At 70.6% G+C, this 17,758-nt stretch carries 20 protein-coding genes; 13 read left to right on the top strand and 7 right to left on the bottom strand.

From position 1 onward, the window contains the following. The first annotated feature begins 64 nt into the window (after positions 1–64). The 10 genes from pyk (at position 65) to ACE3TA_RS10675 (ending at position 8,539) form a co-directional block, all read left to right on the top strand. The gene (gene pyk / locus ACE3TA_RS10720; RefSeq protein WP_374573401.1) at positions 65–1,483 is read left to right on the top strand and encodes a pyruvate kinase; all 1,419 of its coding nucleotides are present in this window, start codon (positions 65–67) and stop codon (positions 1,481–1,483) included. Between the two features lie 46 nt (positions 1,484–1,529). Beyond that, complete coding sequence (gene pgl / locus ACE3TA_RS10715; RefSeq protein ID WP_374573399.1) at positions 1,530–2,213, top strand: 6-phosphogluconolactonase; 684 nt, start codon at positions 1,530–1,532, stop codon at positions 2,211–2,213. A 14-nt stretch (positions 2,214–2,227) separates the two neighbouring features. After that, the gene (gene edd / locus ACE3TA_RS10710; RefSeq protein WP_374573397.1) at positions 2,228–4,042 is read left to right on the top strand and encodes a phosphogluconate dehydratase; all 1,815 of its coding nucleotides are present in this window, start codon (positions 2,228–2,230) and stop codon (positions 4,040–4,042) included. Next, positions 4,039–5,013, top strand: coding sequence for a glucokinase (gene glk / locus ACE3TA_RS10705; protein ID WP_374573395.1), 975 nt, complete (start codon positions 4,039–4,041; stop codon positions 5,011–5,013). Before edd ends, glk begins: the two co-directional genes overlap by 4 nt. Next, positions 5,010–5,624 (top strand): bifunctional 4-hydroxy-2-oxoglutarate aldolase/2-dehydro-3-deoxy-phosphogluconate aldolase, encoded by a 615-nt coding sequence (gene eda / locus ACE3TA_RS10700; protein ID WP_374573392.1) that lies wholly within the window; start codon positions 5,010–5,012, stop codon positions 5,622–5,624. Before glk ends, eda begins: the two co-directional genes overlap by 4 nt. A 36-nt stretch (positions 5,625–5,660) precedes the next feature. Beyond that, a complete protein-coding gene (locus tag ACE3TA_RS10695; protein WP_374573390.1) occupies positions 5,661–6,095 on the top strand; it encodes an Rrf2 family transcriptional regulator in 435 nt (144 codons plus the stop codon). Between the two features lie 75 nt (positions 6,096–6,170). Further along, a complete protein-coding gene (locus ACE3TA_RS10690; protein WP_374573388.1) occupies positions 6,171–6,947 on the top strand; it encodes a sulfite exporter TauE/SafE family protein in 777 nt (258 codons plus the stop codon). 86 nt (positions 6,948–7,033) lie between these two features. After that, positions 7,034–7,693, top strand: coding sequence for a lysoplasmalogenase family protein (locus ACE3TA_RS10685; protein ID WP_374573386.1), 660 nt, complete (start codon positions 7,034–7,036; stop codon positions 7,691–7,693). Between the two features lie 46 nt (positions 7,694–7,739). Further along, positions 7,740–8,072 (top strand): hypothetical protein, encoded by a 333-nt coding sequence (locus ACE3TA_RS10680; RefSeq protein WP_374573384.1) that lies wholly within the window; start codon positions 7,740–7,742, stop codon positions 8,070–8,072. A gap of 83 nt (positions 8,073–8,155) precedes the next feature. Beyond that, positions 8,156–8,539, top strand: a complete 384-nt coding sequence (locus tag ACE3TA_RS10675) for a hypothetical protein (protein WP_374573382.1) — start codon at positions 8,156–8,158, stop codon at positions 8,537–8,539. A gap of 7 nt (positions 8,540–8,546) precedes the next feature. On the opposite strand, the gene ACE3TA_RS10670 is transcribed toward ACE3TA_RS10675, so the two are convergent. The 4 genes from ACE3TA_RS10670 to ACE3TA_RS10655 all read right to left on the bottom strand — a co-directional run bounded on the left by ACE3TA_RS10670 (position 8,547) and on the right by ACE3TA_RS10655 (position 11,478). Next, complete coding sequence (locus ACE3TA_RS10670; protein WP_374573380.1) at positions 8,547–8,813, bottom strand: hypothetical protein; 267 nt, start codon at positions 8,811–8,813, stop codon at positions 8,547–8,549. Between the two features lie 115 nt (positions 8,814–8,928). Beyond that, on the bottom strand, positions 8,929–9,162 hold the full coding sequence (locus ACE3TA_RS10665; RefSeq protein WP_374573378.1) for a hypothetical protein: 234 nt from the start codon (positions 9,160–9,162) through the stop codon (positions 8,929–8,931). Between the two features lie 376 nt (positions 9,163–9,538). Continuing rightward, on the bottom strand, positions 9,539–10,315 hold the full coding sequence (locus tag ACE3TA_RS10660) for an enoyl-CoA hydratase/isomerase family protein (RefSeq protein ID WP_374573376.1): 777 nt from the start codon (positions 10,313–10,315) through the stop codon (positions 9,539–9,541). Then, positions 10,312–11,478, bottom strand: coding sequence for an acyl-CoA dehydrogenase family protein (locus tag ACE3TA_RS10655; protein WP_374573374.1), 1,167 nt, complete (start codon positions 11,476–11,478; stop codon positions 10,312–10,314). Before ACE3TA_RS10655 ends, ACE3TA_RS10660 begins: the two co-directional genes overlap by 4 nt. 125 nt (positions 11,479–11,603) lie before the next feature. Here ACE3TA_RS10655 and ACE3TA_RS10650 point away from each other — a divergent pair, with 125 nt between their 5' ends. The 3 genes from ACE3TA_RS10650 (at position 11,604) to ACE3TA_RS10640 (ending at position 14,270) form a co-directional block, all read left to right on the top strand. Then, positions 11,604–12,374 carry an IclR family transcriptional regulator gene (locus ACE3TA_RS10650; RefSeq protein WP_374573372.1) on the top strand — a complete coding sequence of 257 codons (771 nt, stop codon included), beginning with the start codon at positions 11,604–11,606 and terminating at the stop codon, positions 12,372–12,374. Next, complete coding sequence (locus ACE3TA_RS10645) at positions 12,371–13,597, top strand: CaiB/BaiF CoA transferase family protein (RefSeq protein WP_374573370.1); 1,227 nt, start codon at positions 12,371–12,373, stop codon at positions 13,595–13,597. The genes ACE3TA_RS10650 and ACE3TA_RS10645 overlap by 4 nt, the downstream gene beginning before the upstream one ends. 124 nt (positions 13,598–13,721) lie before the next feature. Further along, a complete protein-coding gene (locus ACE3TA_RS10640) occupies positions 13,722–14,270 on the top strand; it encodes a hypothetical protein (protein WP_374573368.1) in 549 nt (182 codons plus the stop codon). A gap of 199 nt (positions 14,271–14,469) precedes the next feature. Here the strand turns inward: ACE3TA_RS10640 and ACE3TA_RS10635 are convergent, their stop codons facing one another. The 3 genes from ACE3TA_RS10635 to ACE3TA_RS10625 all read right to left on the bottom strand — a co-directional run bounded on the left by ACE3TA_RS10635 (position 14,470) and on the right by ACE3TA_RS10625 (position 17,688). Further along, entirely contained in the window at positions 14,470–14,895 is a 426-nt protein-coding gene (locus tag ACE3TA_RS10635; protein WP_374573366.1) for a Zn-ribbon domain-containing OB-fold protein, read from the bottom strand. Positions 14,896–14,900: 5 nt separating this feature from the next. Next, the gene (locus ACE3TA_RS10630; protein ID WP_374573364.1) at positions 14,901–16,073 is read right to left on the bottom strand and encodes a thiolase domain-containing protein; all 1,173 of its coding nucleotides are present in this window, start codon (positions 16,071–16,073) and stop codon (positions 14,901–14,903) included. 148 nt (positions 16,074–16,221) lie between these two features. Then, positions 16,222–17,688, bottom strand: coding sequence for an AMP-binding protein (locus tag ACE3TA_RS10625; protein ID WP_374573362.1), 1,467 nt, complete (start codon positions 17,686–17,688; stop codon positions 16,222–16,224). Between the last annotated feature and the right edge of the window lie 70 nt (positions 17,689–17,758).

Raw genomic sequence — 17,758 nt, 5'->3', positions numbered from 1 at the left:
GATCCGCGTCGCGGTTTGCCGCGCCGATCGCCAGCGTGCATCCGCAAGACCTTATGGAGCTTCAATGATTCGGTCTCGCCGTGCCCGCATTGTGGCCACACTGGGCCCGGCCAGCGCCGCTCCCGACAAGGTCGTCGCCCTGGCCCGCGCCGGCGCGGACGTGTTTCGCGTGAATTTCAGTCATGGCGCGCATGTGATGCACGCCCGGGCCATCGCCGCGGTGCGCGCCGCCGAAAAGTCGGTGGGCCGGCCGCTCGCCGTGCTGGCCGACCTGCAGGGCCCCAAGCTGCGGCTGGGCGAATTCGTCGACGAGGCGGTGCGCCTGAAGCCTGGCCAGGACTTCCGGCTCGACACCAATCCGGCGCCGGGCGACGCCGCGCGCGTCTGCGTTCCGCACCCGGAGGTGTTCGCGGCCTTGAGGGTCGGCGCCGACGTCCTGCTGGACGACGGCAAGGTGCGGCTGCGGGTGGTCGAGCACGGGGCGGACTTCGCCAACACCACAGTGGTGGCGGGCGACCGGCTCTCCAACCACAAGGGCCTGAACCTGCCGGGCCTGGCCATTCCGATCCCGGCGCTCACCGCCAAGGACCGCGAGGACCTGGCCTTCGCGCTGGACCAGGGGGTCGACTGGGTGGCGCTCTCCTTCGTCCAGCGCGCCTCAGACATGGCCGAGCTGCGCCAGATCGTGCAGGGCCGGGCCGGCGTGCTGGCCAAGATCGAAAAGCCCGCCGCCCTGGATGCGCTGGACGAGATCCTCGACCTGACCCAGGCGGTGATGGTGGCCCGCGGCGACCTGGGCGTGGAGCTGGCGCCCGAGGAGGTGCCGGTGGCGCAGAAGACGCTGGTGCGCGCCGCCCGGCTGCGCGGCCTGCCGGTGATCGTCGCCACCCAAATGCTGGAATCGATGATCCATTCGCCCACGCCCACCCGGGCGGAGGCCTCCGACGTGGCTGGGGCGGTGTACGAGGGCGCCGACGCGGTGATGCTGTCGGCTGAGACCGCCGCAGGCGACTATCCGGTGGAGGCGGTGGCGATGATGGACCGCATCATCGAGCGCGTGGAGCTCGACCCGCGCTGGCCCGAGCTGATGCGCGCGGAGTATCCGCACGACGAGAGCGACGCCGACGCCCTGGTCAGCGCCGCCTCCAAGGCCGCCGAGGTGGCCGACATCGCCTGCCTGGTGGCCTTCACCACCACCGGCCAGACCGCGCTGCGGCTCGCCCGGGAGCGCCCGCTGCAGCCCACCCTGGCGTTGACGCCCAGCCTGCCCACGGCCCGGCGGCTGGGCCTGGTGTGGGGCGTGGAGCCGCGGGTGGTCGACCAGCCGAACGATCCGGAATCCCTGGCGCATGTGGCCGTGGGCGAGGCCGCCTCCCACGGCGTGGCGCCGCCGGGCCGCCGCGTGCTGATCCTGGCCGGCCTGCCGATGGGCTCGCCGGGGGCGGCCAACATCCTGAGACTCGCCCACACGCCCCGCCGCTGACCCGCCCATGAAGCGCCCTGCGGCTATGGCGCGTTAAGGAGCCGAGATGATCGAGGCCTTCTCCAACCAGACCTCGGCCGCGGACGCCGCCGCGGCCTTCATCGCCGACCACCTGTCGCGGGCGCTGGGCCTGCGCGGCCGGGCGGTCTTCGTGGCCACCGGCGGGCGCTCGCCCGGCCCGGTCTACGACCGCCTGGCCCATGCGGCGCTCGACTGGACGCGGGTGGTGGTCACCCTGTCGGACGACCGCTTCGTGCCGCCCGATCACGAGGCGTCCAACGCCGCCCTGGTGAACGCCCATCTGCGCGTGGGGCCGGCCGCGCGTTCGATCTTCGCGCCGCTCTACTCGGCGGCGGACAGTCCCGAAGCCGCCGCCCTGGCCGCCGAGCCCGTGGCCCGCGCGCTGGTTCCGGCCGACGTGGTCCATCTGGGCATGGGCGACGACGGCCACATCGCCTCGCTGATTCCGGGCAGCCCCGTCCTGGAGGCCGGCATGGACCCGGACAGCGATCGCGTGCTGCTGGGCGTTCCGGCAGGGGTCGGTTCGCCGCCGCTGGCCCGGATCACAATGACGCGTGCGGCGCTGCTCAAGGCCCGCGCCATCTTGATCACCGTGGCCGGGGAGGCCAAACGCGAGGTTCTGCGCGCGGCGGCGGGCGGGGCGGACTATCCCGTGCGCGCCATCGTCCAGCAGACCGAAACGCCGGTTCGCATCATCTGGTCGCCGTGAGGAGGACTGTCGCCATGCATCCCGTTGTCGCCGAGGTCACCGAGCGGATCATCGAACGCAGCCGCGACACGCGCGCCGACTATCTGGCGCGGATCGAGGAAGCGCGCCGCTCGGGCCCAGGCCGGGCCAAGCTGTCATGCGCCAACTTCGCCCACGCCTTCGCCGCCAGCCCGGACGGCGACAAGGTGCGCATGCGCGACCCGACCGCGCCCAACATCGCCATCGTCACCGCCTACAACGACATGCTCTCGGCGCATCAGCCGTTCGAGCGCTTTCCCGACATCATCCGCGCCGCCGCGCACAAGGCGCACGCCACGGCCCAGGTGGCCGGCGGGGTTCCGGCCATGTGCGACGGCGTCACCCAGGGCCGGCCGGGGATGGAGCTGTCGCTGTTCTCGCGGGACGTGATCGCCATGTCGACGGCCGTGGCCCTGACCCACGACGCCTTCGACGCGGCCCTGCTGCTGGGCGTCTGCGACAAGATCGTGCCGGGGCTGGTGATCGGCGGCCTGGCCTTCGGCCACCTGCCGGTGATCTTCGTGCCAGCCGGGCCGATGACCTCGGGCATCTCCAACAAGGAGAAGGCGCACGTGCGGGCGCTCTACGCCGAGGGCAAGGTCACCCGCGAGGAGCTGCTGGACTCCGAGATGAAGTCCTACCACGGGCCGGGCACCTGCACCTTCTACGGCACCGCCAACTCCAACCAGATGATGATGGAGATGACCGGCCTGCACCTGCCCGGCTCGGCCTTCATCACGCCGAACACGCCGCTGCGCGACGCCCTGACCGCCGCCGCTCCCAGGCGCGCGGTGGAGATCGCCCAGGGAACCAACGCCTATGCGCCGATGGGCGAGGTGGTGAACGAGAAGAGCCTGGTGAACGCGATCGCCGGCCTGATGGCGACGGGCGGGTCGACCAACCACACCCTGCACATCCTGGCCATGGCCCGGGCCGCCGGCGTCATCCTGACCTGGCAGGATTTCGACGACCTGTCGCGGGTGACGCCGCTGCTGGCGCGGGTCTATCCCAACGGCTCGGAGGACGTGAACGCCTTCCACGCGGCCGGCGGCATGGCCTTCATCATCCGCCAGCTCCTGGACGCGGGCCTGGCCCATGACGACGTGACGACCGTGGCCGGCGGCGGCCTGCGCCGCTATCAGACCGAGCCGTTCCTGGAGGACGGCCGCCTCGTCTGGCGCGAGGGGCCGGCCGTGTCGCTGAACCGCGAGCTCCTGCGGCCGGTGGACGATCCCTTCCAGTCCGAGGGCGGATTGCGCCTCCTGGAGGGCGGCCTCGGCCGGGCGGTGATCAAGACCTCGGCGGTCAAGCCCGAGCACCTGCGCGTCGAGGCGCCGGCCATCGTGTTCGACGACCAGGACGAGGTGATCGCCGCCTTCAAGCGCGGCGAGCTCGACCGCGACTTCATCTGCGTCGTCCGCTTCCAGGGACCCAAGGCCAACGGCATGCCCGAACTCCACAGTCTCACGCCCACGCTTTCGGTGCTGCTCGACCGCGGCCACAAGGTGGCGCTGGTCACCGACGGGCGCATGTCGGGCGCGTCGGGCAAGGTGTCCGCGGCGATCCACGTGACGCCCGAGGCCGTTGACGGCGGCCCGCTGGCCTTCGTGCGCGACGGCGACGTGATCAGCCTGGACGCCCATGCCGGGACCCTGGAGATCAAGGTCGAGCCGGCCGAGCTCCGGTCGCGGACCGCTGCGGGCCGGCCGCCGCCGGGGCGCGGCTACGGCCGTGAGCTGTTCGGCTGGATGCGGCAGGCCGCCGGCCGCGCCGACGAGGGCGCCAGCGTGCTGTTCGAGGCTGCGGCGTGAAGGGGGAGCATCAGGGGCTGGTGGGCGACGTGGGCGGAACCAACGCCCGCCTCGCCCTGGTGGACGAAGAAGGCCGGCTCAAGTCGCCCAAGAGCTATCATTGCGCCGACTTCGGCTCGCTGTCGGAGATCATCGCCGAGTACATTGAAGGCAGCGCCGGGCGGCTGCGCCCGCCGCGCGCGGCCATCGCCGTGGCCGGCCCGGTGATCGACGGCGAGACCGAGTTCACCAACCTGTCCTGGGTGGTCTCGGAGACCGAGCTGGTGGGCGCCTTCGAGTTCGAGGCGGTCACCCTGATCAACGATTTCGCCGCCCAGGCGCTGGCCGCCCCGCTGCTGGAGCCGGACGACCTGCGCCGCATCGGTCCGGAGCTGCGCGGGGCGGAAGACGCGCCCGTCGCCGTGCTGGGCGCGGGCACCGGCTTCGGCGTGGCCGGGCTGGCGCGCTCCGGGCTGGTCGACGTGCCGCTCGCCACCGAGGGCGGCCACGCGGCCTTCGCGCCCTATGACGAGGTGGAGGTCGAGGTCTGGCGCCGGCTCAAGGCGCGCTTCGGCCGCGTCTCGCGCGAGCGCATCCTGTCGGGCGCCGGGCTTTACGATCTCTACGGCGCCCTGGCCGACATCGAGGGCGCGCAGGCCCCGCTGGCCGACGAGAAGGCGGTGTTCATGGCGGCGCTGGACGGCGATTCCCTGGCCGGCCGCACCCTGGACCGCTTCTGCGAGATCCTGGGAAGCGTGGCCGGCGATGTGGCCCTCACCTTCGGCGCGCGCGGCGGGGTGTTCATCACCGGCGGCATCGCCCCGCGGATGGTCGAGCGGCTGGAGGCGGGCGGCTTCCGCCGGCGGTTCGAGGACAAGGGCCGCATGTCCGACTACGTCAAGGCGATCCCGACCACCCTGATCGTCCACCCCTATGCCGCGCTGGTCGGGGCCGCGCGCGAGCTTCAGCGGCAGAAAGGCATGCGGCTGTGACCCTTGAGGATATCCTGCGCCTGGCGCCGGTCGTCCCGGTGCTGATCATCGAAGATCCAGGCCACGCCGAGCCGCTGGCCCGCGCGCTGGTGGCCGGCGGGCTGCGCGCCCTGGAGGTCACCTTGCGCACGCCGGCCGCCATCGAGGCGATCGAGCGGATGAACGCGGTGGAAGGCGCGGTGGTGGGCGCGGGCACGGTCACCACCGCCTCGGCGCGCCAGGCCGTCGCCGACGCCGGCGCGCGGTTCGCCGTCAGTCCGGGCCTGATCGCCGGGGAGACCGCCGAGGGGCCGGTTCCCTTGTTGCCGGGAATCGCCACGGCCACCGAGCTGATGGCCGGGCTCGCGGCCGGGTTCGAGTACTTCAAGCTGTTCCCGGCCAACGTGGTCGGCGGCCCGGCGGCGCTGAAGGCGTTCGCCAGCCCCTTCGCCCAGGCGCGCTTCTGTCCCACCGGCGGCGTCGACGCCAGGACCGCGCCGGACTATCTGGCCCTGCCCAACGTGGTCTGCGTGGGCGGAAGCTGGGTGGCGCCCGCCGACGCCGTGCGCGCCGGCGACTGGGACCGGATCACCGCCCTCGCCCGCGAGGCCGCGGCCTTGGGCCGGGCCTGACTGGCGCGGCGGGCGTCGCCGCTCTACTGATGGGCCATGCTTTCCCAGCGGGCCCGCTACGCGCTTCGCGCCCTTGTCTATCTGGCCGGCCGCCCGGCGGACGGGCCGGCCTCGATCGCCGAGATCGCCGAAGGCGCCGCCGCGCCGCGCAAGTTCCTCGAGGCTATCCTGCTCGAGCTGAAGCGCGGCCGCCTGCTGGTCAGCACCCGCGGCCGCTTCGGCGGCTATGCGCTCGCCCGGCCGGCGGCCGAGACCAGCTTCGCCGACGTGATACGCGCCCTGGACGGTCCGCTCGCCCTGGCGCCCTGCGCCTCGCGCACCGCCTATCGCCCCTGCGAGACCTGTCCCACGGTCGAGGACTGCCCGATCCGCCCGGCGCTGGTGAAGGCCCGCGACGCGGTCGCGGCCGTGCTGGAAGGCTGGACCCTGGAGGCCGCCAGCCGCTCGCCCGCGGCTTTAGAATCCCTCTAGGCGTTACCACTTAATCTCTATCGATCTAATAGGAATTAAAGTACACGGTCAGGCGACTGATACGGAGCCTCGCCGATGGCCGACTTCACCCTGTTCGCGTTCGTGGGTTTCCTGGCGCAGATCGTCGACGGCGCCCTGGGCATGGCCTACGGCGTGATCTCGTCCACCGTGCTGCTGGCCTTCGGCGTGCCGCCGGCCACCGCCTCGGCCAGCGTCCACGCCGCCGAGGTCTTCACCACCGCCGCCTCGGCCGGCTCCCATGCGGTGCACAAGAACGTCAACTGGAAGCTCTTCGCGCGCCTGGCGCTGGGCGGCGTGCTGGGCGGCGCCTTGGGCGCCTTCGTCCTCACCTCCATCGACGGGGCGGTGATCAAGCCGTTCATCACCGGCTATCTGGCGCTGATGGGCGCGCTGATCCTCTATCGCGCCTTCCGCGCGGCCAGGCCCAATCCGTTTCCGCGCAAGTGGGCCAGCCCGCTCGGCCTCGTCGGCGGTTTCCTCGACGCCGTGGGCGGCGGCGGCTGGGGGCCCACGGTGACCAGCGCCATGGTCGGTTCGGGCGCTGACCCGCGCACCAGCATCGGCACGGTCAACACCGCCGAGTTCTTCGTCACCGCCGCGATCTCGGCGACCTTCCTGGCGGCGCTGCTCACCGGCCACTGGGACGACGCCGAGGGCGTGGTCGCCCACGCCACGGCCATCGCCGGCCTGATCGTCGGGGGCCTGGCCGCCGCGCCCGTGGCCGGCTACGTGGTCAAGGTCGCCCCGGTGCGCGCCATGACCTGGCTGGTGGGCGGCCTGGTGCTGCTGCTCGCCTCCTGGCAGACCGCCAAGCTCGTCGGCCTTGTCTGATGCTTCGCCGCGCGGGCCTTTTCCCCGCGCGGCGGCCTGCTAGTCTGCCCCGTCCGGACGGATCGGCGTCCGAGGGGGGAAACGACGTGACGCAATCTGGGGCGCTGGGCCGCGGCGCGCTCTTCCTGTCCGTGCTCGCCGGCGTCAGCTATGTCGCCTCCTGGAACCTGGGCCTGGCGCCGGCGCTGGAGATCGCCTGGAAGGGCGCCGGCGTCGCCCTGCTGGCGGTCTACGCGGGCCTGCGCGCCCGCACGCTGGACGGCTGGCTGATCGCGCTGGTGATGGCGCTGGGCGCCCTGGGCGACGTGCTCCTGGACGCCGCGGGCCTGGTCGTCGGGGCCCTGGCCTTCCTGGCGGGCCATCTGGTGGCCATCGGCCTCTATCTGCGCAACCGCCGCCCCAGGCTGACCCTCACCCAGAAGGCGCTGGCCGGGGTGTTGCCCCCGGCGACGGCGCTGATCGCCGCCGGCCTGATCGGCGATCCGAAGATGATCCCCGGCGTCGTGGTCTACGCCCTGGGCGTGTCGCTGATGGCCGCCTGCGCCTGGACCAGCCGCTTCCCGCGCCTGCGGACCGGCCTGGGCGCGGTGATGTTCACGGCCTCGGACCTGCTGATCTTCGCCCGTGGCGGGCCGCTCGCCGGCGCGGCCTGGATCGGCCTGGCGATCTGGGGGCTCTACTACGCCGGCCAGCTCATGATCTGCCTTGGGGTGACGGACACCCTGTCGGCCGCCCGCCGCGCGTGACCGCCGGCCGGTCCCGGCCTAAGCTCGCCGCGACCTGGAGGCGAGCATGTCGAAATCGTTCCAATTCTCCGTGGCGCCGCAGAAGCTCTGGCAGGCGATCAATCCTTGGACCTTCTACCAGCAGGGCGCGCAGTTCGGCCTGATCAACATCGACCTTGGCCAGACGCCGCATCCGGAGATCGAGCAGGCGGTGCTCGACGAGGTGGGCAGCTACGGCCGCCAGCTTGGCCGGATCGGCGACGCCCTTGAGGTCCTGATCGACCACCTCAAGCTCGACGGGCTGAGCGAGGCCGAGGCGGACGCGCTGGAGATCCTCAAGGGCCAGCTCGCCGAAGTGCGTCAGGTCAAGCGTCGCGCCCGCGAAGCGCAGGCCGCCTAGGCGCGGGGAGGGGGCCGGCTCTGCGGTATTTTCTCGACACCGAGTTCAACGGCTTCTGCGGGGCGCTGATCAGCCTGGGCCTGGTGCGGGAGGACGGGGAGTCGGTCTACTACGCGTTCGACCCGCCGGACCCGGCCGATCCGTGGACGGCCGAGCACGTGCTGCCGATCCTGTGGTCGTGCCCGTTCGAGCCGCGCCGCTGGACGCGCCTGGAGGCCGCCGAGGACATTGGCGCCTTCCTGGCGGGCGACGAGGCGCCTCACGTGGTCGCCGACTGGCCCGAGGACATCGCCCTGTTCTGCCGGCTGATCGTGATCGGGCCCGGCCGCATGGTGAAAATCCCGGGCCTGAGCTTTTCGATCATCCACCTGGAGACCTATCCCTCCAGCCTGCCGGACGCGGTCGAGCACAACGCCTGGTGGGACGCCATGGCGCTGAAGCGGCGGCTGGAGGAGCTCGGTCGCTGAGCGGGGCTCAGCACTCGTCGCAGAGCAACGGCTGGTTCAGGCCCGCGTCCTTCAGGAGCTCTCCCGAGGCGAAGCCGGACAGGCTGAGGCTGCGGGCGACGAAGCGGGTGTTCAGGTCCATCAGGTCGGCGGGCGAGCGCAGGCCGGGCAGGGCCGAAAGGTAGTCCATCCAGAGCTCGCAGCCGCTCTTCCACAGCTCGTAGCCCTCCCACAGGTTGCGGACGGCCGTCTCGGCCGGGGCCTGCGGAACGTTGGCCGGGGTAGGGTCAGACATGGGCGCCTCCAAGCTTGCTCCATGCCGCCGCCGGATCGCGCGGGACGCGTTGATTGAAGTCAAGCCGCGGGCGGATTTCTGCGCGTCGGCCGCCGGCGCCGCGAAGTCGGGCGCCTCACGCCCGCCTGGAGCTGAAGCTCCGCTCGATATCCATGCGCAGGGCGGTCTCGGTGAATGCGCCGTCGTCGGGGTCGCGCTGGAAGGCCGCGTGCAGCGCCTCATGCACGAGGAAGTAGGCCTCGTTCGGATCAGACTGCAGGCTGAAGGCGTAGCGGCTCAGCGGCTTGGCCATCTTCAGCAGGCTCAGGTCGCGTTGGACGCGGACAGACGAAACGGACTCCAAATTCATCGAATGATCTCCGCAACAAATTGCGAAGCCGAGGCGGCTCTGATTCGCCCCCCAACTTGGACAAAATGCCACACCTCGCGAATAGTTCAAGGGCGGCGACAAGATTAGTTGCGCCGACTAGATGTTTCGCTGGTGCGATATCGCGGCGCAATAAAGTCTCCGCGCTGACGTGTTCTCGTCATGAAATAGTCGTCGACAAGGTTATCGACGAATACTTCAGCTTCTGCGGCGTGGAGCGTCCCAGGGCAGGTGGGACAAGGCGCATATGGCGACGCCGCAGCCCGGATTCAAGGTTAAGCCTGCACGCATGCGGACGGGCCGCGCCGTCTGGGACGGGCGGCCTCGCCGGGCGGCGGTAGGGGACGGGGCTTGAAGATCAGCGGCCGACGAAAACGCCCGGCCGGCGCTCCTGGACGGCGCGCACGCCCTCGGCGAAGTCCTCGGTGACGCGCAGGATGGCCTGCTGCTCGTGCTCGTGGGCGGTCTGGGCGCGCACGGCGGCGGCGACCTCGCCGCGCAGGGTCTTGCGGGTGGCCACCACCGCCAGCGGCGCGTTTTCGGCGATCTCGGCGGCCAGGGCGTGGGCCCGCTCGCGCAGCGCCTCGAGGGGCGCGACCTCGTCCACCAGGCCCCAGGCCAGGGCCTCGTCGGCCTTGATGCGCCGTCCGGTCAGGAACATCAGTTCGGCCCGCTGATGGCCGATCAGCCGGGGCAGGGTGTAGGTCAGGCCGAAGCCCGGGTGGAAGCCCAGCTTGACGAAGTTGGCGGTGAAGCGCGCCTCGGGCGCGGCCACGCGGAAGTCGGCCACCAGCGCCAGGCCCAGGCCCGCGCCCACGGCCGCGCCCTGCACCGCCGCCACCACCGGCTTTTCCACCGAGAACAGGCGCACCGCCTGGTCGTAGAGCGGGGCGATGCCGCTCATGCCCGAGCCGCCGATGCCCTGCGGGCTGACCAGGTCCGCGCCGGCGCAGAACGGCTTGCCGGCCGAGCACAGCACGATGGCGCGGCAGCCATTGTCCGCATCCAGCTTTCCCAGCTCGTCGGCCAGATCGCGCATCAGCTCCACGCTGACGTGATTGTTCGGCGGGCGGTTGATCTCCACCGTCGCGACGAAGCCGTCGCGGGTCACGCTCAGGTGGTCGGGCTTGCTCATCGTTTCGTTCCCATCAGGTTGCGGGCCACCACCATGCGGTGGACTTCGGAAGGCCCGTCGTAGATTCGCATATTGCGCACGTGCGCGGCCATCAGCTGCAGCGGCAGCTCCTTGGTCATGCCCATGGCGCCGAAGCATTGCATGGCGTTGTCGATGACCTCCCAGGCGGTCTCGGTGGCGAACACCTTGATCATCGAGATCTCATTGCGCACGTCGCGGCCCTGGTCGAGCTTCCAGGCGCAGTCATAGGTCATCAGCCGCGCGGCGTGGATCTTCATGGCCGCGTCGGCCGCCCACCATTGCACCGCTTGGCGCTGGGAAAGCGGCTGGCCGAAGGTGACGCGCTGAGGCGCGTATTCGCACATCATGTCCAGCGCCCGCTGGGCCATGCCGACCGACCAGGCGGCCATCTGCATGCGCCGCGTGCCGAGCCGCACCTGCATGGGCGCGAAGCCCTGGCCCTCGACGCCCAGCAGCTTCCAGCCGGGCACGCGGCAGTCCTCCAGCGCCACTTCGTAGGTGTATTCGCCCCCGAGCATGGGAATGCGCCGCAGCACGTTGAAGCCCGGCGTGCCCTTGTCCACCAGGAAGGCGCTCATGCCGCCACGGGCGCGCTTCTCCATGTCGGTGATGGCCATGACGATGGTGAAGTCGGCCTCGGCCGCGCGCGTCGTCCAGATCTTGCGGCCGTTGATCACCCAGTCGTCGCCGTCGCGCACGGCGCGGGTGGTCATGCCGGCGGGATCAGCGCCCGCGCCGGGCTCGGAGATGCCGATGGCGCTCACCGTCTCGCCGCGGGCGTAGGGCGCCAGATAGGCCTCGCGCTGCTGGTCGTTCACCGTGGCCATCAGCATGCGCAGGTTCGGCGAGTCCGGACGCAGGGTGTAAGGCGTGACCGTCGAGCCCATGGCCTCGTTCACGCCGACCAGCGCCACCATCGGCAGGTCCACGCCGCCGACGTCCTCGGGAGCGTCCAGGCCCCACAGGCCGAGGTCGCGGGCGATCCCGTCCACCCGCTCGCGTTCCTCGGCGGTCAGGAAGACGCCCTGACCGGCGGCCTCGCGGGCCATGACCGGCGTCTCCAGCGGCATCAGCTCGTCGCGCACGAAGCGCTCCACCAGGTCCTTGAGCATCCGATGCTCTTCGGCGAGTTCGAAGTTCATGGGCGTCCTCCGCCGGACAGTTGTCTTTTTTTGCGCTGGCCAAGTCCTAAGGCGGGCTCTAAGAATTTCCTATACGTGGATGGAATTTTCACATCCTTGAAAATCAACGGCGCTACGGGAGCTCCATGGATCGGGACGCGGTCAAGTCCGCCAAACGCGCCTTCGAGATCCTGGAGCTGTTCGACCGGGAGCGGCGGCCGCTGGCGCTGAAGGACATCCTGGAGGGCCTGGGCTATCCGGCCTCCAGCGGGTCGGCGCTGCTGAAGTCGCTCGTGGCCCTGGGCTACCTGGACTACGATCGCGACCGGAGGACCTATTTCCCCACCATGCGCATCGCCGCCCTGGGCGCCTGGGTGCCCGACGCGCTGTTCGGCGACGGGGCGCTCCTGGGGATCATGGAGCGGCTGCGCGCGGCCACCGGCGAGACGGTGATCCTGGCCACCCAGAGCGACCTGCACGCCCAGTACGTGCACCTGTTGCATTCGTCCGAGCCTCTGCAGTTCTCCGTGCCGCCGGGCGCGCGCCGGCCGCTGGCGGCCTCGGGCCTGGGCTGGTGCCTGCTGAGCGCCAAGTCGGACGAGGAGATCGAGCGCCTGCGCCGGCGGATCAACGCCGAGCCGGACGCCGGTCCGCCGCTCTCGCGCGAGGCGCTGATGAGCCGGGTCAACGAGGTGCGCGCCCGCGGTTACGCCATTTCCAAGCACACCGTCTCGGTCGGCGCCGGCGTGATCGGCGCGCCTCTGCCGCCCGGCGCGTTCGGCCGGGTCTTCGCCGTGGGCGTGGCTGGGCCGGTCGCCCGGCTGGAGGCGAAGGAAGACTTGATCTTGAAGGAACTGAAGGCCGGCGTCGCCCGGCTCAAGCAGACCCAGTTGGAGAGGAAAGGCCTTTACGCATGACCGGCAAGACCCAGGAACTTCAGACCAAGGCCACCGGGCCTCTCGCCGGCGTCCGCATCCTGGACCTGACCAGCGTGGTGTTCGGCGCCTACGCCACCCAGATGCTGGGCGACCAGGGGGCCGAGGTCTTCAAGCTGGAGGATCCGGGCTCGGGCCGCGGCGACGGCGGCGACATCATGCGCTGGGCCGGCCACGTGCCGGAGGGCGCGCCGCGCGATCTCGGCCCGATCTTCATGACCATCAACCGCAACAAGCGCTCGGTGCTGATCGACCTGAAGGACCCGGCGAGCCGCCCGGCGCTGGAGGCGCTGATCGCCTCCTGCGACGTATTCGCCGCCTCGGTGCGCTACGAGGGGCTGAAGCGCCTGGGCCTGGGCTACGAGGACGTGGCGAAGATCCGTCCCGACGTCGTCTACGTTCACGCCGCCGGCTACGGCTCGGACGGGCCCTATGCGGGCGAGCCGGCCTATGACGACCTGATCCAGTCGGCTTCGGGCCTCTCCGACCTGCTTCCCCGGATCGACGACAACCCCACCCCGCGCATCCTGCCCACCCTGGTGGCCGACAAGGTCTCGGGCCTGTTCATGTGCCAGGCGATCACCGCCGGCCTGCTGCACCGCGAGCGCACCGGCCAGGGCCAGCTCATCGAGGTGCCGATGCTGGAGTGCGTGACCAGCTTCAACCTGGTCGAGCACCTCTATGACCACGTCTGGGAGCCCTCGATCGGCCAGTGGGGCTACCAGCGGGTGATGAACGCCAACCGCAAGCCCTACAAGACCAAGGACGGCTACATCGGCCTTCTTCCGTATACGGATAAGCAGTGGGACCAGTTCTTCGCCGCCGCCGGCATGGGCGACACCTTCGGCAAGGATCCGCGCTTCTGCGACTACGCCACCCGCGCCAAGCACATCCAGGAGCTCTACGCCCTGGTGGAGACGGTGACCGCCACGCGCACCACCCAGGAGTGGCTGGACGTCCTGAAGCCGCTGTCGATCCCGGTGGTGCGCACCAACCGGCTGGACGACCTGCCCGAGGACCCGCACCTGAAGGCGGTCGACTTCTTCCAGACCTATGAGCACCCGCACGCCGGCCCCTACAACGCCATGAAGCCGCCGGTGAAGTTCTCGAAATCGCCGTCCAACATCCGCCGCCATCCGCCCCGGCTGGGCGAGAACACCGATGAGGTCTGGGCCGAACTGGGCGTGGCGGAGAAGACGTCCTAGGCGCGACGCCGAAGTTGTCCGCCGGTTTCGCCTCTCGACCGCGCGCCAAACTTAACGAAACTGGAGCAGGAACCGGCGGCCGGGCGGCCAGGCCCGGCCTCGCCGTCTTTCTTCAGGAGGGGTGATGCGCGTCGCGGTGGTCGGCAGTTCCGGCTCGGGCAAGACCACGCTCGCCCAGCGGCTGGAGCGGGAGCTGTCGCTTCCGCGCATCGAGCTGGACGCGATCAACTGGCAGGCCGGCTGGCGCGACCTCAACACCCATGAGCCTGAGGAGTTCGTCCGCCGCGTGGACGAGCGGATCGCCGCCGACCGCTGGGTGTGCGACGGCAACTACGGCAAGGTGCGCCTGCGCGTCTGGGCGCGCGCCACCTGCCTGATCTGGCTGGACTACGACCGCTCGGTGATCATGCCCCGGGTGATCCGCCGCTCGTTCGCGCGCGCGATCACCGGCCGCGAGCTGTGGGAAGGCACCGGCAACCGCGAGGAATTCGGCCGCTGGTTCTCCAAAGACCACCCGATCCGCTGGGCCTGGGACACCTGGGCCCGCCGCCGCGTGCAGTTCGAGGAAATGCTGACAGAGCCTCAGTTCGCCGGCCTGACGCAGCACCGCCTGCGCCACCCGCGCGAGCTGGAGCCGCTGATCGCCGCGCTGAAGGCGGAAGCCGGCGCCTAGCCCTTCTCTCTAACGGATCGCGAATACGGATGCTCCCCCTTCTGGGGGAGCTGTCCCGTAGGGACTGAGGGGGACTTTGACCCTCGCCAGGCGCGACCCGAGCGACTTGCAGTCCCCCTCCGTCGGCTTCGCCGCCACCTCCCCCAGAGGGGGAGGAGACTAGCGCCGTGTCCATCCCGAAAGGGTGAAGAAGCCGCGGTCAGACCGGCGTGAACACCGGCACCGGCGGGGCGCCTTCCTCGGTGGGGGCGAACTTCACCTTCACCCGCTGGCCGATCTTCAGGGCCGACAGGTCGCAGTCGACGAAGTTGGTCATCACCGCCGGACCTTCATCCAGGTTGACGTAGCCGATGGCGTAGGGGCCGGTCGGCGAGCGGTGCATCACCGAGTAGGTGTAGATCACCCCTTCGCCGGGGCTCTGTTCCCACACGGTCTCGGGCGAGAAGCAGAACGGGCAGATCGCCCGCGGATACCAGTGGGCCTTGCCGCAGGCGGTGCAGCGCTTGATCAGGAACCGGCCCTCGCTGGCCGCGTCCCAGAACGGCTGGGTCTCGACGTTGACGGCCGGCGCGCGGAACTGGCGGACCGCCGCCTTGGGGGCGTCCTTTTGGGCTTGATCGCTCATGGGGCCTACTCCCGTTCCATGATGAGGGTCGCCGCGCCGTGGCGCACGCCCAGGGATCCGCCCGTGCCGTGGGCGATGGCGAGGTCGCAGTTCGGAACCTGGACCTTGGGATGGGCCTCGCCGCGCAGTTGCCGCACGGCCTCGATGACCTTGGTGATACCGCCCCGGTTGGTGGGGTGGTTGTTGCACAGGCCGCCGCCGTCGGTGTTGAACGGCAGCTTGCCGACGCCGGAGATCAGATTGCCGTCGGCCACGAACTTGCCGCCCTGGCCCTTCTCGCAGAAGCCCAGGTCCTCAAGCTGCATCAGCACCGTGATGGTGAAGCTGTCGTAGATCGAGGCGTACTTGATGTCGGCGGGGGTGACGCCGGCCTCGGCGAAGGCGCGCGGGCCGGACCAGGCCGCGCCGGAATAGGTGAGGTCCAGGTCCAGGCCGCCGGCCGGGCCCTTGGGCGCCTCGCCCGCGCCCATCACCTTCACCTTGGGCCGGTTCAGGGACTTGGCCACTTCCGGGCTGGTGACGATCAGGGCGCCGCCGCCGTCGGTGACGACGCAGCAGTCCAAGAGGTGCAGCGGATCGGAGATCATCCGCGAGTTCACCACGTCCTCGACGGTGACCACGTTGCGCAGGAAGGCGTGCTCGTTCCACTGGGCGTGATGGCTGGCCGCCACCTTGATCCAGGCGAGCTGTTCGGAGGTGGTGCCGTACTCGTACATGTGGCGCATGGCGCACATGCCGTAGGTGTTGTGCGTGGTGCCGCCGTACATGTTTTCGAAGCCAGCCTCTGGCGGGGCCTCGCCCATGCTAGGACGGCCGCCGCCGGCCATGCGGCTGGACTGCCGCGGCCGCCCGGCCAGGGTGATCAGCGCCACCGAGCACTTGCCCGCGGCGATCGCCTGGGCCGCGTGGCTGACGTGCAGGATGTAGGACGAGCCGCCGGTCTCGGTGGAGTCCATGTGGCGCAGCTTTAGGCCCATGTAGTCGGACATCGACATGGCGCCGAAGCCGGGCGCGTCGCCCGCGCAGAAATAACCGTCCACGTCGTCCTTGGTCAGGCCCGCGTCCTTCAGCGCGCCCAGGGCGCACTCGGCGTGAAGTTGGGGCGTCGACTTGTCGGGCGCGTCGCGGGTGGGGTGCTCATAGGCCCCCATGATGTAGGCCTTGCCCTTTATGCTCATGCTCTCTTCCGCAAAGTATCGTCTTTGGATGAATGGGGTCTCGCTTATCGCAGCGCACCATGACGGACAACCGTCCGCTGGGTGAGGACGGCGGTCCGTCCGGCGTCGTCGGTCGACGCGCGTCGGCGGCGGACGATGCGGGACGGCGTCAGGCCTGCGCCTTGATCCGCGCGTCGCGCAGGGCCGTGCGGCGCACCTTGCCGGCGTCGTCGCGCAGGGGCTCTTCGACGAACTCGTAGCTGCGCGGCTGCTTGTAGGTGACCAGCTTGTCGGCCAGGAAGGCGCGCAGGCCGGCCTCGTCAAGGCCGGGCCTGGGCTGGACGATGGCATGCACCACAGCGCCCATGTCCTCGTCCGGCAGGCCGATCACGGCGGAGGACTGCACCAGCGGGTGCTCGTCCAGCGCCGCCTCGATCTCGGCCGGATAGACGTTGGAGCCGCCCACCAGGATCATGTCGGTGCGCCGGTCGGCCAGGTAGAGATAGCCGTCCTCGTCGAACCAGCCGATGTCGCCCAGGCTCTCCCAGCCGCCGGGCAGGGTGCGGGGCGTCGCGCCCCGGTACTGGTAGCTGGGCGGCGCGCCGGCCGGGCGGCGCATGTAGATCTCGCCCGGCTGGCCCGCCGGCAGGGGCTGGCCGTCCTCGCCCACCACGATCATCTCGCCGGTGGTCACCCGGCCCACCGAGCCGCGGTGCTCCAGCCATTCGGCGCCGTTGATGATGGTCACCGCCTGGGCCTCGGTGCCGGCGTAGAGCTCCATCACCGTCTCGGGCCCGAACCAGTGGATGAAGTTCTCCTTCAGCCAGGCCGGGCAGGGGGCCGCCATGTGCCACATGGTCTCTAGCGAGGAGACGTCGTAGGCCGCCCGCACCTCCTCGGGCAGGCGCCAGATGCGGCTCATCATGGTGGGCACCAGATAGAGCCAGGTCGCCTTGTGCTGTTGGACGGCCTGGAGCGTCGCCTCCGGGTCGAAGCGGGGCGTCACCACCACGTGGGCGCCCAGGGTGATCCCGGCGGCGGCCATGCCGAACGGGGCGTTGTGGTAGAGCGCGGCGGGGATCACCACGGTCGCGCCCGGCTTGATGCGGAAGCCGCCGGCCTCCGGCATCTCCTTGGTGGTCTCCGCGCGGTTGCCGGACAGGATCAGCTTGGGCCGTCCGGTGGAGCCGCCGGAGGTGGGCGCCTTGTAGATCGGCGCGACGAGGTCGGGCAGGTCACTGTCGTCGTCGGACAGGGCCAGCAGCTCGTCGACGTCCAGCAGCGGCCGGTCGATCTCATGGGCGAACTGGCCGATCACCACCGGCGTCTTGGCCAGCTCCATGATCGCCTCCAGTTCGTTCTTCGGCAGGCGGAAGGAGATCGGCTGCGGCGTGGCGCCGGCCTTCCAGATGGCCCAGGCCGCCTCGATGAAGCCGGTGGAGTTGGGCAGGCCCAGGGTGACCAGGTCGCCGTGCTTGACGCCCTTGTCGATCAGGGCGCGGGCGATGCGATTGGTGCGGCTGTGCAGCTCGGCGTAGGTGAACGTGGTCCCGCCGCTGGTGACCGCCGGGGCGTCCGGCTTGGTTTGGGCGAGGTCCCTGAGCCGCGCGCCAAGGGAAATCATCTCTTCGGCCATGGTTCCATCCCTGAGAAATGGGCCGCCGCGGTTGGCCCGCGATCGGCGAAGGAAAATATGCATCGCCGCC

Origin of the sequence: Phenylobacterium sp., assembly GCF_041916435.1 — a bacterium.
Taxonomy (GTDB): domain Bacteria; phylum Pseudomonadota; class Alphaproteobacteria; order Caulobacterales; family Caulobacteraceae; genus Phenylobacterium.
This window is presented reverse-complemented; position numbering and strand designations above follow the sequence as displayed.